This is a genomic window from Micromonospora sp. KC207 (genome assembly GCF_004348615.1).
GTDB lineage: Bacteria > Actinomycetota > Actinomycetes > Mycobacteriales > Micromonosporaceae > Micromonospora.
Genome location: NZ_SMKJ01000164.1, coordinates 1 through 15,680 on the forward strand (window position 1 = coordinate 1; position 15,680 = coordinate 15,680).

A 15,680-nucleotide genomic window follows, 5' to 3' on the forward strand; every position below is an offset into this window, starting at 1 on the left:
GCAGGTGTTCGCCGACCGGTTGGGGAAGTCGAAGAGTTGGGTGGACAAGGTCGAGCGGGGTGTCCGCTCGCTGGACCGGGTGTCGACGCTCCGGGAGGTGGCCGCGGTCCTGCGGATCGACGCGGCGGTGTTGCTGGGTCAGGACGTGCGGCCCGCCGGGGTGATCGAGCGGCTCGCAGGGGTCGAGCGGGTCCGGGCGGCGTTGTCCCGGTACGAGGTTCCCCTTGGCCGCTCGGCGGGCGGTCGGTCGGTGCTGCCGGCTGTCGAGCTGGCCCGGCAGGTGGCGCATGCCTGGATCACCTTTCGGTATGCCCGCTATGCATGCGTGGTCGACCTGCTGCCGCAATTGCTGGCCGACGCGGAGCGCGTCCACGCCGCCGATCCGGTGGCAGGTCGGGTGCCGCTGGTGGAGGTGTACCGGGTGACCGCGTCGTTGTTGGTGAAGCTGGGTGCTCCGGACCTGGCGTGGCTGGCTGCGGACCGGGCGATGATCGCTGCCACGGGTGAGCGGGTGGTGGTGGCCGCCGCAGACGTTCAGCTCGGTCAGGTGTTGCGGGCGTCGGGGCAGGTGCGGGTGGCGAAGTCGGCGGTGCTGGCCGCCGCCTACCGGATCGCCCCGCCGGTGATCGAGTTCGGCCTGCCCCCGGAGTTGTCCCTGTGCGGGACGCTGCTCGTCCAGGCGGCGCTGGCCGCCGCCCGCCTCGGCGACGACGCGGCGGTGGCCGAGCTGCTGGACGAGGCCGCCGCCCTGGCCGCCCGGGTGGGTGACGGGCACGACCACCACCGCACCGGGTTCGGGCCGACGGCGGTGGAGTTGGCCCGGGCCGCCGCAGCGGTGGAGTTGGGCGACGGTGGGGAGGCCGTGGTCTGGCACGAGAAGGCGACCGCGCGGGACGGGTGGCGGTGGCTGCCCGCCGAGCACCGCGCCGCGCACCTGCTCGACACCGCCCGCGCCTACCTCCAGGCCGACGATCCGGTCAGCGCCGGCCGGGTCCTGATGGAGGCCGACCGGATCGCGCCGGCCGAGATCCGCCACCGACCAGCCGGCCGGGACGTGCTCGCCCAGGTCGCCCGCGACCCGCGCGCCCCGACGGCGCTCGTCCCCCTCGCCGTCACCCTCGGGGTGGGCTGAGGATGACCGCGCCGTTCCTCTCGCTGGCCCAGATCCGCAACCGGCTGATCCTCACCGCCCGCTGGGTCCTCCGCGACCACCAACCCGCCCCCGACGGACGCTGCCCGACCTGCCGAACGGCACACTGCCGGGTGGCCGCCGCCGCCCGCGACGTCCTGCGCACCGCCACGGAACTACAACTGTGGCGTCCAGCAGCCCAACCCACCGAACCCGACCGCGAAGAGCCGTGGCAGACCAGGTGATCCCGGGCCCACCCGACCCGGGCGGCAGATCTCGGGGTCGCACGCCGGCTCAAACGCCCCCGGCCACCCGCCGGGCCGCCCCGCGCTCCTCCAGCGCCGACAGCACCGGATAGACGGCCGCGAAACCGCCGGTCACCTGCTCGGCGACGACCGCGCCCCGGGTGACGACGCCGTGCCGCTCCAGCAGCACGTCGGCGAGGGCGGCGGCCCGGCGGGTCGGGTCGAGGTCCCGCTCCGGCAGCCGGGACCAGCGGCCCGCCACGGTGGGCGGGCCGCTGCGGCTGGGCAGCGCCACCCGGCCGGGACGGCGGAACCGGGTGCGCGGCGCGGCCGGCCGGGACCGGTGCGCCCCGCCGCCGCCGAGCGCCGCCCGCAGCGGGGCGAGGGTGTCGTTGGTGAGGTGCCCGGCCCACACCAGGTCCCAGATCGCCGCGGCCAGCGCGGCGTCGTCGGCCGAGCCGATCCGGTCGGCCAGCGACCGGAAGAACAGCGCCTGCCCGTCGCCGAGCGCGTCGAGCACGGCGTCGTGCACCGGGGTACGGATCAGCGCGTCGTCGGGCGGGGGAAGCAGCAGCGGCGCGGCGTCGGCGTACGCCAGGGTGACCCAGCCGTCGCCGCCGGAGATCGCCCCGGACCCGGCCCACAACACCTCGCCGCCGGCGCACAGCTCGTCGAGTTGGGCGGGGGAGTAGTCAGCGACCCGGCCGGACAGCACGAGCCGCTCCAGCGCCGACGCCGGCACGGCCGCCCCCTGCAACTGCTCGACGGCGGCGGCGACGGCCTCCACCCCCCGGGCTGACGAGCCGACCTGCTGCCAGCGGGGCAGGAACGCCGCGAGCGCCCTCGGCGGCACCGGCTCGATCTCCCGGCGCAGCGCGGCCAGGGAACGGCGGCGTAGCAGCCGCAGCACCTCGGCGTCGCACCACTGGGTGCCCACGGTGTCGGGGGCGAACTCGCCGGAGACCACCCGCCCGGCGGCGGCGAGCCGGCGCAACTCCTGCTCCACGACGGCCACGCCGAGGCCGAAGCGGGCGGCGCAGGTGGCGGCGGCGAACGGGCCGTGGCTGCGGGCGTACCGGGCGACCAGGTCGCCGAGCGGGTCGGCCACCGGCGCGAGGTACGCCTCGGCCACCCCGCCCGGCAGCGCCACGCCGAGCGCGTCGCGCAGCCGGGCGGCGTCCTCGACGACGACCCAGCGCTCCTCGCCGGCGACCCGTACCCGCAGCACCCGGCGGGCCGCCGCCAGCCCGGCGAGCCAGTCGACGGGCACGCCCCGCTCGGCCAGCTCCGCCTCCGACAGGTCGCCGACCGTGCGGAGCAGCTCGACGGCGTCCTCCGCGTCGCGGGGGCGGCGCTGCTCGGTCAGCCAACGCAACTGCCGATCGGTCTCGGCGAGCACCGCCGGGTCGAGCAGCTCCCGCAGGTCGACCCGGCCGAGCAACTCGCCGAGCAGCGCCGAGTCCAGGGCCAGCGCGGCGGCCCGCCGCTCCGCGAGGGGGGCGTCTCCCTCGTAGAGGAACGCGCCCACGTATCCGAACAGCAGTGAGCGGGCGAACGGTGACGGGCGGTCCGTCTCCACCTCGACCAGGCGGACCTTCCGGGCAGTTAGGTCGCGCATCAGCGCGGCGAGCGCCGGCTGGTCGAACACGTCCTGGAGGCACTCCCGGACGGCCTCCAGGGTGACCGGGAAGTCGGCGTACTCGCGGGCCACGTCGAGAAGCTGGGCGGCCCGCTGGCGCTGCTGCCACAGCGGCTGGCGGCGGCGCGGGTCGCGGCGGGGCAGCAGCAGCGACCGGGCCGCGCACTCCCGGAACCGGGACGCGAACAGCGCGGACGTGCCGACGGACTCCTCGACGAGCTGGGCGATCTCGTCGGGCTCGAAGACCACCACGTCGGCGCCGGGCGGTTCCTCGGCGGTGTCGGGCAGCCGCACCACGATTCCGTCGTCGGAGGGCATGACCTGCGCGTCGACGCCGTACCGCTCGGCGAGGCGGCGGCCGATGGCCAGGGCCCAGGGGCCGTTGACGCGGGCACCGAGCAGGCTGTGCACGGCGAGCCGCCAGTCGCCCAGCTCGTCGCGGAACCGCTCGACCAGCACGGTGCGGTCGTCGGGCAGGGACCGGGTCGCGGCCTGCTGCTCCCGCAGGTACGCCACCAGGTTGCCGGCGGCCCAGTCGTCGAGCCCGCCGGCGCGCAGCGCGGCCACCGCCGCCTCGTCGCCCTGCCGCAGCAGGGCCCGCACCCGGGCGCCGATGGCCCGACCCAGCTCCACCGGGCGGCCGAGCTGGTCGCCCTTCCAGAACGGCATCCGGGCGGCCTGGCCGGGAGCGGGGGAGACCAGCACCCGGTCGGGGGTGATCTCCTCGATCCGCCAGGACGACGAACCGAGCAGGAAGACGTCGCCGATTCGCGACTCGTAGACCATCTCCTCGTCCAGCTCGCCGACCCGGGCGGCCCGCTCCGCCCCGGCGAGGAAGACGCCGAACAGGCCCCGGTCGGGGATGGTGCCGCCGCTGGTGACGGCGAGCCGCTGTGCGCCGGGCCGGCCGGTGAGCACGTCGGCGGCGCGGTCCCAGACCAGCCGGGGCCGCAGCTCCGCGAACGCGGTCGACGGGTACCGGCCGGAGAGCATGTCCAGCACGGAGTGCAGCGCGGAGTCGGGCAACTCGGCGAAGGGGGCGGCCCGGCGGACCACCACGGCCAGGTCGCCGACCCGCCACGGTTCGAGGGCCACCATCGCGACGATCTGCTGGGCGAGCACGTCGAGGGGGTTGCGCGGGTAGTGCAGCTCCTCGATGGCCCCGGCGGCCATCCGCTCGGCGACGACGGCGCAGGAGAGCAGGTCGCCCCGGTGCTTGGGGAACACCACGCCCCGGGAGACCGCGCCGACCTGGTGCCCGGCCCGGCCGACGCGTTGCAGGCCGGCGGCGACGCTGGGCGGGGCCGCGATCTGCACCACCAGGTCGACCGCGCCCATGTCGATGCCCAGCTCCAGGCTGGAGGTGGCCACCACGGCGGGGAGCTGGCCGGACTTCAGGGCCTCCTCGATGTGCTTGCGTTCTTCTCGCGAGACGCTGCCGTGGTGGGCGCGGGCGATCACCGGGGCCGCCCCGGCCGCCGTACCGGCCTGGGCCATCACCTCGGCCGGCGGTCGGGCGGGGGAGCCGCCCGGGGGTGCGGTGCCCGGCTCCTCGGCAGCCGGCCCCGCGCCGGCCAGCTCCTCGGCGGCCAGCTCGTTGAGCCGGGCGCAGAGCCGCTCGGCGCTGCGCCGGGAGTTGGTGAAGACGATTGTCGACCGGTGCGCCCGGACCAACGCGAACACGCGCTCCTCGACGGCGGGCCAGATCGAGGCCCGGCGCGGGCCGGGGCCGCCCAGGTCGTCGGGGGGCGGCTCCTGCTCGTCGAGGTGGGTCATGTCCTCCACCGGCACCTCGACGCCGACCTCGATGGTCTTGGCGCTGGGCGGCTGCACCACGTCGACGGGCCGGGCCCCGCCGAGGAACCGAGCGCACGCGTCGATCGGCCGGACGGTGGCGGACAGGCCGATGCGCTGGGCCGGGGCGGGCAGCAACTCGTCCAGGCGTTCCAGGGAGAGCGCCAGGTGCGCGCCGCGCTTCGTCCCGGCGACCGCGTGCACCTCGTCGACAATGACCGTCTCCACGCCGCGCAGCGAATCCCGCGCGGCGGAGGTGAGCAGCAGGAACAGCGACTCGGGGGTGGTGATGAGGATGTCCGGCGGGGTGCGCGCGAAGGCCCGCCGCTCGTCGGCGGGGGTGTCGCCGGTGCGCATCCCGACGGTGATCTCCGGCGGGGTGACGCCGAGCCGGGTGGCGGCCTGCCGGATGCCGGCCAGGGGCGCGCGCAGGTTGCGCTCGACGTCGACGGCGAGGGCCTTGAGCGGGCTGACGTAGAGCACCCGGCAACGCTGCCGGGGCTCGGCCGGCGGTGGTGCCCCGGCCAGCCGGTCCAGTGACCAGAGGAACGCCGCGAGGGTCTTGCCGGAGCCGGTGGGCGCGACGACCAGCGCGTTGCGCCGGGCCGCCACCGACCGCCAGGCGCCGACCTGGGCGGGGGTGGGCGTCGCGAAGGCCGCCGAGAACCACTCCCGGGTCGCCGGGCCGAACCCCGCCAGCACCCGGGCCGCCTCCGCCACGCCGAAGCCGGCCGTCACCTCCGCCACGGCCCCCATCCTGCCTCGGGGGTGGGACATCCGCGTGGGTCGGGACCGGCGGGCCGCACGGGAGCCGCCCCGCTGGCCGAGTTAGGGATGAAATGGGAGTTTGCTCCGTTAAGCCTTACTTAACTGCTTGCTTCCATGTCGCGACCTAAAGTAACTTCACCGCAGCGAGATGTGAAGGAGGTCGGATGGCCGCCGAGGAGCAAGGCGCCGGGCCAGGCACCGACGTGCTCATCCGCAAGGTCGACAGCCATCTTGCCGCACTCCGCGCCGGGCTGCACGGCCCCGAGCTGGAGCTCGCCGAACGGCTCGCGGTCTGCCTGCGCGAGCTGGTTCGCGAGACCGCCCAGTCCAGCGCCGCCGACCGGGGGCAGGTCCGCGCCGCCGTGCACTTCTTCGTCCTGCGCCGGGAGAGCCGGGGGCGACTGCTCTCCGTGCGTTCCCTCGCCGCCGCCCAGCGCGTGGTCAACAAGGTCGTTCTCCAGCTCGACCGCCCCGACCTGCTCGTGGAGACCCGCCCCGACCTGCTCGTGGAGACCCGCCGCGACCTGCTCGTGGAGACCCGCCGCGACCTGTTGGTGTGAAACCGTCACTCCCGCCAGCCGGCCAGCTCGACCCCCTTGGCGAGTTCGACCCGGAAGCCCATGGTGACCTCGCCGCTCGCCCCCGGTTCGAGCCGCAACCGCCAGGTCAGCTCGCCCAGCTCGGTGCGCTCGTCCGGCGGCGGGGCGCAGGTGGCCTCCCGGACGACCACCGACTCGTCGCGGGACACCGGCAGTTGGTCGCGTACCTCCACGGTCGCGGGCCGGGGCGTGTGGTTGGCCACGCTGATCCGGTACTCCACGTCCCGCCGTCGGGTCGAGCCGAGCGTGGCCCGGGTGTCGGCACGGCGGCCCAGCCTCCGTTCCACCCGTACCCGATCGTCCACCCCGAGTGCCAGCTCGGTCTCCTCGCCGGGCGCCCACGTCGGCAGCCGGGTCGCGGCGACGAAGTCGGCGCCGTGGAAGACCGCCGCCGGGCCGGGGAGCAGCGTGTGCGCCGAGGTGTTGCGGACCGTGGCCCGCAGGTGCGCCTCGGCCGCGCGGACCGGCACGGTCACGTGGTCCAGCCGGGCGGGCAGCTCCAGCACGGCGATGGTGGCCCGGTACGCGCTGCCGTCAGCCGGCACCGCGACCGGGCGGGCCGGCCGGTAGGTGGCCGCGCTGACCCCCTGCTCGACCGTGGCCACGCTCTGCCGCACCTTGGGCTGCGGCACGCCGGTCCGGGCCGACCCACCGACCGCGTCGGCCGCCGCCCCGGAGGGCGGCGCGGGCGCCGGCACCGCGCCGAAGCTCGCCGCCGGCATGGCCGCCCGCGGCATCGGCCGGACCCGGTCGAGATACCAGGTCGACAGCTCGGGTACGCCGGTCGCCGCCGCCGGACGGGCCGTCGAGAGCTGGAGTACGCACTCCGGCCAGTCCTCGCCGGTGTCCTGACTGACCAAACCGAACCAGGTCACGGTCACGGTGTCGTCGACCAGCCGCAGGTCGTAGGAAGGCTGCCAGCGGGCCCCGTCGACCAGGTAGGTCAGCTCCAGGTCCAGCTCGGCGTCGTCGACGTCCACCGACACGGTCACCTCGGCGGCCAACCGGTCCGGCTCCCGCTTGCCGCTCGCGGCCTCAAGCTGCCGTTGCACGAGGGCCAGTTCCTCGGTCAGCTCCGTCCGCCGCCGGGTCAACCCGCGTCGACGGCCGTGCGAGTCGGCGAGCTGGCCGGCCACCGAGTCGGCGAAGGTGACCACGTCGGCCGGCTCGGCGTCACCGGCGGCGAGCGCGCGGGCGTACGTGCCGCCGGCCCGCTCGGCCAGCCCGGCGAGGAACTGCCCCCGCTGCGCCTCGATCCCGTACGCGTCGTCGACCTCGGCCAGCTCGTCGGCCAGCTCCCGGCTCCGCTGCTCCCACTCGCGGACCTGCCCGTCGGCGCTGCGTGCCTGCCGCCACGTAATCACGTCCACGCCGAGCACGGTGACCGCGCCCCGGCCGCCGACCCGCAGCGAGTCCCGCCGCAGCCCCAGCGGCAACGGCGCGACGCGTACCCGGTGCTCACCGGCGGCCAGCCGGGCGCTGCCCCGGCGGGTGAGCCGGGCCCGGTCCGGATAGACGGTGACGCCGACGACGGGTGCTTCGATCTCCACTGCCCTCACGGCGGCGAGGATAGCCGGACCGTGCTCGTGCTCCCGACCCTCCGGACCGGGCCGCGGGGCGGGCGGTTTGGTGCAGAGTGTCGAACCGCGATGTCGTCGGAGGAGTCGCTTTCCGGACACCTCTATCGCCAGAAAAGCCTATGGAGCCTACCAATCGGACTGGCGCTGGCCGTCCTGCTTGCCCACCGACGCCATGATGCTTACGTCACCCGGGCCGTCCTGACAGGTCGTGACGACACGCGGTGACGACCGGTTCGCGTTCCACGGAGTACGCCAGGAAAGAGCGGGGCTACGTCAGGTGCGGGCACTGAAGCGCGGAATGGCCTTACTCGTCGTCATCGCGGCCCTGCCGATTGCGGCATGCGACAGCCCGCAAGCCGATTCGGAGGATTCCACTCCCGAGCCGCGGGGCGCCTACGTCGTCACGACCGACTGGTCGCAGGAGGGGGCGACCCTGAAGGGCGTCTCCGTCGGCGCGGTCGTCGCGGTCACGGTCGACGTCTCGGGCCTCGACGTCGACCTCGACTGCGCCCGGAAGCTGGCGTATCGGACGGTGGAGGAGGTGCGCTGGCAGCTGCTGCGGCAGGGCTGCGCCGAGATCACCGGTTCGGCCGGGAACGAGGACGAGAAGGCGGCGCAGGAGGCTGCCGTCCGGGACGGACTGGGCCGGTGGGACCCCGGTCTCTGGGCGCGGACGACCCGATGGGTCAAGGAGCACTGGCAGGGCATCAAGGACGTCTTCGAAATCGTCGTCGGCATCCTCGGGCTCAGCTTCGTCACCGCCTTCTTCGGCAGGATGTGGGCCAAGCGCCACGAGAAGCGCATCCACGTCGTGCTGCTGGGTTCGGCGGGTTCCGGCAAGACGCAGCTCTGGCGGAAGTGGAAGGACGACAGCGCGCCCTTCGCGGATTCCCGACCCACCGTCGGGGTGGCGCGGACCCCGGCCTTGGAGCCGGTCCCGTACGGGAAGTACACGCTGATCCCGCGCATCACCGACACGGCCGGCAGTGAGCCGTGGGAGATCCGGAACCAGCTGAACCAGTCGCCGCGTCGGGCCAAGCGCGTCCTCGTCTTCGTGCTGGCTCCCCGCGCGGACAACGCGGCCGGGGCCGGGGCGGGCTTCGATCCCCGCTACGTTGCCGAACAGAAGGGGTATGCCAGCGTGCCGCGCGCGGTGCTCGGAGATCGCAGGCTGAACCGAAAACTGGATCTGGTGATCGTCTTCGGTACCAAGTTTGACCTGCTGTCGAACAGTTCCCCGGAGGATTCCAGCGCCAAGGGCATCCGGGACCAGTTCGACAGCCAGTTCCAGGAGCACCGCAACCTGGTCGAGGGCATCTGCAAGAAGAACAGGATTCCCTTCGTCTGGATCGTGGGAAGCGCCAAGACCGGGTGGGGCGTGCAGCAGATCCGCGAGAGCATCCGGAAGGTGGTCATGTCATGAGCGTTCGGACCCTGTTCGCCGGCTCAGCCGGCGGGCCGCCGTCGATCGCGCCGCTCGTCTTCGGATTCATGCCCGGGGTCCAGCACGGGCTGGTGATCGGCGACTTGGAGACCCTCTCCGAGGCCCAGAACCACCGGGTCCATGAGCTGGCGGGGTTCCTTGCCGGCGAGGTGGGCGCGACGCGCCTGCCGGCCGGCGTCTCGTGCGGACTGGGAGGAGCCAGGCTGCTTCTGGTTAGCATTCCGGTGGAGGCGGTGGAGAGCGGCTCCGGCCGGGCGGGCCTCTGCGTGACCCTCGGCTTCGTCGTCCCGAGCCGGGCCGAGCCGGAGCTGTGGGTGCACATTCTCGCTGCCGTGGTCGCGGCCGTCGCCCGGTCGTGCGCGGTGACGCAACCCGGTACTCGGGAGGCCGCCGGCGCGCTGGCTAACCGGCTACAGGGCCCGGACGGCGACGCGGTCCGACGTGAGCTGGCACCGGCTCTGGCGGGGCTGGGCACGTTCTTCTCCGGTCTGATCGGCAAGCGGGTGGTCGGCGACGCCGCGGTCGCCCTCAGGGGATCGGGCCACGACCCCGCCTACCTGCTGGCGGAGCTCCTGGCGGCAGCCTTCTGGCACGGGAAGGGTGACGTCGTCGCCAGGTACCTGCCATTCAATGGCCTGCCGGGCCCTGGCTCGACGCAGTTCGCCAATGCCTCCCTGCTGCGCTTCTTCGCCGGCGGGGCGGTGGTGGGCGAATACTCCCCCTCGGGATCTGGAGGTTCCGCCTCGGGTGGGATCAGGGGTGTGATCGGGAAGCTCCTCAGGTGACCACGGGGCGTGGCCGGCGGACGCCGGCCGCGTACCGCCACCAACTCCCGCGAATTCCGGTAAAACCGCCCGTCGGGCCGGAAACTGGCGTCTGATCGCTGATAGGCGTCTCCCCTCGGGCGCGCTGCTGCCACCTCGACCGGGAGCGCGGGTGCTCGTACTGCTGATCCTTCACCTGGTGGCGGCGCTCGTCGCGCCGCTGCTGGTCCGGTGGTGGGGTCCGCGCGCCTGCTACCCCCTCGCCCTCGCGCCGGCCGCCGCGTTCGGCTGGGCCGTGGCCCGTACGCCGGCGGTGCGCAACGGCGGTGCGCTCGTCGAGACGTATCCCTGGGTGCCGCAACTGCGGCTGGAGCTGGCCTTCCGGCTGACCACCCTGTCCTGGCTGATGACCCTGCTGGTCGGCGGTGTCGGCGCGCTGGTGCTGGTCTACTGCGCGCGGTACTTCGCCGCCGGGTCGGCCGGGCTGGCCCGGTTCGCGGCAGTGCTCGTCGCCTTCGCCGGCGCGATGCTCGGCCTCGTGCTCGCCGACGACCTGCTGCTGCTCTACGTCTTCTGGGAGCTGACCACCATCTTCTCCTACCTGCTGATCGGGCACAGCACCGAGCGGCGGGCCAGCCGGTGGGCCGCGGCGCAGGCGCTCACCGTGACCACGTTCGGCGGGCTGGCGATGCTGGTCGGGTTCCTGATGCTCGGCCGGCACGCCGGCGGGTACCGCTGGTCGGAGCTCGCCGGGGCCGGGCTGCCGGCCGGCGGCTACCTGGCCACCGCCGTGCTGCTGGTGCTGGCCGGGGCGCTGGCCAAGTCGGCGGTGCTGCCGTTCAGCGGCTGGCTGCCGCAGGCGATGGCCGCCCCGACGCCGGTCAGCGCGTACCTGCACGCCGCGGCGATGGTGAAGGCCGGTGTCTACCTGCTCGGGCTGCTCGCCCCGGTGCTGGCCGCCGTCGGCCCGTGGCGGCCCGTGACGGTCACCGCCGGGCTGCTCACCATGCTGGGCGCCGGCTGGGCCGCGCTGCGCCAGTGCGACCTGAAGCTGCTGCTGGCGTACGGCACCGTCAGCCAGCTCGGCCTGCTGACCGTGGTGCTCGGCGCGGGCACCCCGAAAGCCGCCCTGGCGGGCGCGGCGATGCTGCTCGCGCACGCGCTGTTCAAGGCGGCACTCTTCCTCGTCGTCGGCGCGATCGACCACACCACCGGCACCCGCGACCTGCGGGAACTGTCCGGGCTCGGGCGGCAGGCCCCGCTGCTGGCCGCCGTCGCGGTGCTGGCCGCCGCCTCGATGGCCGGGCTGCCCCCGATGGTCGGCTTCGTCGCCAAGGAGGCCGTCCTCGCCGCGTTCGCCGACCAGCCGCTGGTCCTCGCGGGCCTCGTCGCCGGCACCGCGCTCAGCGTCGCGTACACGGCCCGCTTCGTCTGGGGCGCGTTCGGCGCCCGCCCGCCCGCCGAGCAGACCGAGCCGCAGCCCGTCCCCGCCGCCATGCTGGGGCCGCCCGCCCTGCTGGCCGCCGCGGGGCTGGTCGTCGGCCTGCTCGCCGGCCCGCTGGGCGCGCTGCTGCGCCCGTACGCCGAACTCTTCGGCCCGGTGCCCGAGCACCTCGCGCTCTGGCACGGGCCGACCCTGGCGCTCGGCATGTCCGCCCTGGCCCTCGCCGGCGGCGCGGCCCTGTTCGCGTTGCGCGGCCCGCTCGTCCCCGTGCTGGCCCGGGTGCGCGCGCCGGTCGCCAGCGCGCGGGGATACGAGTGGCTGACCCACGCCTTCGACCGGCTCGCCATCGAGGTCACCAGCGCCACTCAGCGCGGCTCCCTGCCGCAGTACCTCGGGACGATCCTGCTGGTCCTCGTCGTCGTGCCCGGCGGGGCGATGCTGACCGCCGGCCCGTGGCGGCAGCGGGTCGCGCTCTGGGAAACCCCGCTGCAACTGGTGGTCGGCCTGGTGACGGTGGTGGCCGCGCTGCTCGCCGTCGGCGCCCGCCGCCGACTCACGGCGATGCTGCTGGTCGGGGTCACCGGCTACGGCTCCGCGATGATGTTCGTCCTGCACGGCGCGCCCGACGTGGCGCTGACCCAGTTCCTGGTGGAGACGGCGACCATCGCGGTCTTCGTGCTGGTGCTGCGCCGGTTGCCCGAACGGTTCTCCACCCGCCCGCTGCGCCGCAGCCGGTGGGTGCGCCGGTCCGTCGGGGCGGCGGTCGGGGTGGTCCTCGCCGGGCTCTGCCTGGTCGCGGTCGGTGCCCGCACCGCGTCACCGATCTCGCTGGCCTTCCCGGGCCTCGCGGTCAGCGATGGGTACGGGCGCAACGTGGTAAACGTGGTCCTGGTCGACATCCGGGCCTGGGACACCATGGGGGAGATCTCCGTGCTCGTGGTGGCCGCGACCGGGGTGGCCAGCCTGATCTTCCAGCGCTCCCGCACCGGCCCCCGGCCGCGCCGCCCCGAGCGCTCCCTGCGGCGGGGACCGCGGCGGGGACCGCAGCGGCCGGTGTGGCTGCGCGGCGGCCCCACCCTCACCATGCGCCGCCGGTCCATCGTCTTCGAGGTGGTCACCCGGCTGATCTTCCACACCATCGTGCTCTTCTCCCTGTTCCTGCTCTTCTCCGGGCACAACGCCCCCGGCGGCGGCTTCTCGGGCGGCCTGGTCGCCGGCCTCGCCCTGACCCTGCGCTACCTCGCCGGCGGCCGGTACGAGCTGGCCGAGGCGGCCCCCGTCGCCGCCGGCACGATCCTCGGTGCCGGCCTGGCGATGTCGGTCGGCGCCGGCGTGGTCGCCCTCGTCGTCGGCGGATCCGTGCTGGAAAGCGCGAAGGTCGACCTCTGGCTGCCCGGCATCGGAAACTTCTACGTCGTCACGTCGATCTTCTTCGACGTCGGGGTCTACCTGATCGTGGTCGGCCTGATGCTGGACATTCTGCGCAGCCTCGGCGCCGAAATCGACCGCCACATCGAGGCAACCGGCAAGACCGAGGGCGGGCTGATCGTCGACCCGCAGGGATGGCGACCGTGAGCGGGACCGGGCCGACCCTGGTGCTGATCGTCGTCGTCGGGGCGCTCGCCGGCACCGGCGTCACCCTGCTGCTGGAACGCAGCCTGACCCGCATCCTGCTCGGCGTCATCCTGCTCGGCAACGGGGTCAACCTGCTGATCCTGCTCGGCGGCCGGTCCGGGGACGCGCCCGCGGTCGGCACCGCACCGGTGGACCGGATGAGCGACCCGCTGCCGCAGGCGATGATCCTCACCGCCATCGTGATCACCTTCGGGTTCACCGCGTTCCTGCTCGCGGTCGCGTACCGCAACTGGTATCTGACCGGCAACGACGAGGTGCAGGACGACCTGGAGGACCGTCAGGTCGCCACGCTGGCCGCGCACAACGAGCTGCCCGCGCCCGACCTCGGCGGCGAGGGCCCCGGCGGCGACCCGGAACAGGTCGACCCGGAGCCGCACCTGCGCCGGCAGCACCGGGGGGAGACACCGTGACGGGCTACGCCTGGCTCGTCCCGCTTCCGGTGGTGGTGCCGTTGCTGGGCGCCGCGCTCACCCTGCTGCTGGCCAACCGGCCCGGGCTCCAGCGCACCGTCAGCGTGGTCGTGCTGGCCGTCGGGGTGGTGGTCGCCGTGGCGCTGCTCGTCGAGGCGTACCGGCACGGGCCGGTGGTGGTGCGGATCGGCGGCTGGCCCCCGCCGGTGGGGATCGTGCTGGTCGCCGACCAACTCGCCGCGCTGATGCTGGTGGTCTCCTCGGCCGTGACGCTGTGCGTGCTGCTCTACTCGATCGGGCAGGGCCGGGGGGACATCGGCGAGTCCGCGCCGGTGACCATCTACCACCCCACCTACCTGGTGCTCACCGCCGGCGTCACCAACGCCTTCCTCGCCGGCGACCTGTTCAACCTCTTCGTCGGCTTCGAGATCCTGCTGGCCGCGAGCTTCGTGCTGATCACGCTCGGCGGCACCGAGAGTCGGATCCGGACCGGGTCGACGTACGTGGTGGTCAGCATCCTGTCGTCGATGATCTTCCTGGTCGGGGTCGGCCTCGTGTACGCGGCCACCGGCACCCTCAACATGGCCCAGCTCGCCGGGCGGCTCGACGCGCTGCCCGACGGCGTACGGCTCACCCTCCAGCTCATCCTGCTGCTGGCCTTCGGGGTCAAGGCGGCCGTGTTCCCGCTCTCGGCCTGGCTGCCGGACAGCTACCCGACCGCGCCCGCTCCGGTCACCGCGGTCTTCGCGGGCCTGCTCACCAAGGTCGGCGTTTACGCGATCATCCGCACCGAGACCCTGCTCTTCCCCGGCGGCGACGTCGACGGGCTGCTGATGGTGGTGGCCGGGCTGACCATGGTGGTCGGCATCCTCGGCGCGGTCGCCCAGTCGGACATGAAGCGGCTCTTCTCGTTCACGCTGGTCAGCCACATCGGCTACATGATCTTCGGGGTGGCGCTGAGCAGCGTTGCCGGCCTTTCCGGGGCGATCTTCTACGTGGTCCACCACATCACCATCCAGACCACCCTGTTCCTGGTCGCCGGGCTGGTCGAGGCGCGGGCCGGCAGCACCGACCTGCGCCGGCTCGGCGGCCTGGCCCGGGTGGCCCCGCTGCTCGGGGTGCTCTTCTTCGTGCCGGCGATGAACCTCGCCGGGGTTCCGCCGTTCTCCGGGTTCCTCGGCAAACTTGGCCTGCTCCAGGCCGGAGTCGGCGCCGGGGGCGTGCTGCCCTGGGCGCTGGTCGCCGCCGGTACCGCCACCAGCCTGCTCACCCTCTACGCCGCGTCCCGGGTGTGGAGCATCGCGTTCTGGCGGGCGCCCCGGCTGGTCGCCGCCGCCCCGCCGAGCCGGCTGCCCGCCCTGATGGTCGGCGCCACCACGGCCCTGGTCGCGCTGGGCATGGTGCTCACCGTGGCCGCCGACCCGCTGTTCGGGGTGACCACCGACGCGGCGACCGACCTGCGCGCCCGCACCCCGTACGTACGCGCCGTCCTCCCCGGCGGCGCGCCGTGACGGGGCGGGCCGTTCTTTCCGGGGTGTCCCCGTGACGGGGCGGGCCGTCGTGTCCGGAGGTACCTCGGCCACGGGGCGGGGCGCGCTCTCCGGCGGTGTCCGGTGACCGGGCGGGTGAGCGGCCCCGACGACCCGGTGACCCGCGTACACGCCCGGCTCGGCCGCTGGCGGGACCGGCTGCTGGCCCTGGTCTGGATGGTGCTGATCTGGTGCCTGCTCTGGGGCCGGTTCTCCTGGGACAACCTGCTCGGCGGGCTGCTGCTCGCCGCGGCCGTACTGCTGTTCTTCCCGTTGCCGCCGGTCACCTTCGGCGGCCGGCTACGCCTGTGGGCGCTGCTGCTGCTGGCCGGTCGATTCGTCACCGAACTGGTCAGTGCCAGCGTCCGCGTGGCCTGGATCGCGGTGCGGCCGGGCTACCGGCCCCGGGGCGCGATCATCGCGGTGCAACTGCGGGTACGTACCGACCTGAACCTTGCGCTCACGGCCGAGTTGATCACGCTGGTACCCGGCACCCTGATCATCGAGGTGAACCGGGAGCGGGGCCTGCTCTACGTGCACGTGCTCGACGTACGCGGGCCGGAGGACCTGACCGCCAGCCGGGAACGCGTCCTCACCGCCGAGGCCCGGATCGTCCGCGCGATCGGCTCGGCCGCCGAGCTCCGTCTCCTCCCCGCCGCTTTCGCCGCTGCCCCCTCCGGTCCTTCCGCTCCTGTCTCTT

At 74.3% G+C, this 15,680-nt stretch carries 9 protein-coding genes and 2 pseudogenes; 9 read left to right on the plus strand and 2 right to left on the minus strand.

Annotated elements, in window-relative coordinates; translation table 11 throughout:
• Positions 1-1,132, plus strand: a 1,132-nt coding sequence (locus E1258_RS20065) for a helix-turn-helix domain-containing protein (RefSeq protein WP_243715580.1), incomplete at its 5' end; no start/stop codon positions are given.
• A gap of 2 nt (positions 1,133-1,134) precedes the next feature.
• A complete protein-coding gene (locus tag E1258_RS20070) occupies positions 1,135-1,374 on the plus strand; it encodes a hypothetical protein (RefSeq protein ID WP_132403558.1) in 240 nt (79 codons plus the stop codon).
• A 67-nt stretch (positions 1,375-1,441) separates the two neighbouring features.
• On the opposite strand, the pseudogene E1258_RS20075 reads toward E1258_RS20070, so the two are convergent.
• Positions 1,442-5,563 (minus strand): annotated as a pseudogene (locus E1258_RS20075) (ATP-dependent helicase); the annotation flags it as partial.
• Between the two features lie 176 nt (positions 5,564-5,739).
• Here E1258_RS20075 and E1258_RS20080 point away from each other — a divergent pair.
• Positions 5,740-6,098 (plus strand): annotated as a pseudogene (locus E1258_RS20080) (hypothetical protein); the annotation flags it as partial.
• 42 nt (positions 6,099-6,140) lie between these two features.
• On the opposite strand, the gene E1258_RS20085 reads toward E1258_RS20080, so the two are convergent.
• Entirely contained in the window at positions 6,141-7,733 is a 1,593-nt protein-coding gene (locus E1258_RS20085) for a DUF4139 domain-containing protein (RefSeq protein ID WP_165949848.1), read from the minus strand.
• Between the two features lie 319 nt (positions 7,734-8,052).
• Here E1258_RS20085 and E1258_RS20090 point away from each other — a divergent pair, with 319 nt between their 5' ends.
• The 6 genes from E1258_RS20090 to E1258_RS20115 form a co-directional block, all read left to right on the plus strand.
• The gene (locus tag E1258_RS20090; RefSeq protein WP_165949849.1) at positions 8,053-9,177 is read left to right on the plus strand and encodes a Rab family GTPase; all 1,125 of its coding nucleotides are present in this window, start codon (positions 8,053-8,055) and stop codon (positions 9,175-9,177) included.
• The gene (locus E1258_RS20095) at positions 9,174-9,983 is read left to right on the plus strand and encodes a hypothetical protein (protein ID WP_132403567.1); all 810 of its coding nucleotides are present in this window, start codon (positions 9,174-9,176) and stop codon (positions 9,981-9,983) included. Before E1258_RS20090 ends, E1258_RS20095 begins: the two co-directional genes overlap by 4 nt.
• A 151-nt stretch (positions 9,984-10,134) precedes the next feature.
• Positions 10,135-12,981, plus strand: coding sequence for a Na+/H+ antiporter subunit A (locus E1258_RS20100; RefSeq protein WP_132403570.1), 2,847 nt, complete (start codon positions 10,135-10,137; stop codon positions 12,979-12,981).
• Entirely contained in the window at positions 12,969-13,451 is a 483-nt protein-coding gene (locus E1258_RS20105; RefSeq protein WP_132403573.1) for a Na(+)/H(+) antiporter subunit C, read from the plus strand. The genes E1258_RS20100 and E1258_RS20105 overlap by 13 nt, the downstream gene beginning before the upstream one ends.
• Complete coding sequence (locus E1258_RS20110) at positions 13,448-14,962, plus strand: Na+/H+ antiporter subunit D (RefSeq protein WP_132403576.1); 1,515 nt, start codon at positions 13,448-13,450, stop codon at positions 14,960-14,962. The genes E1258_RS20105 and E1258_RS20110 overlap by 4 nt, the downstream gene beginning before the upstream one ends.
• Before the next feature lie 102 nt (positions 14,963-15,064).
• Positions 15,065-15,680: Na+/H+ antiporter subunit E (locus tag E1258_RS20115; RefSeq protein WP_132403579.1), on the plus strand; the 616-nt coding region annotated here is incomplete at its 3' end.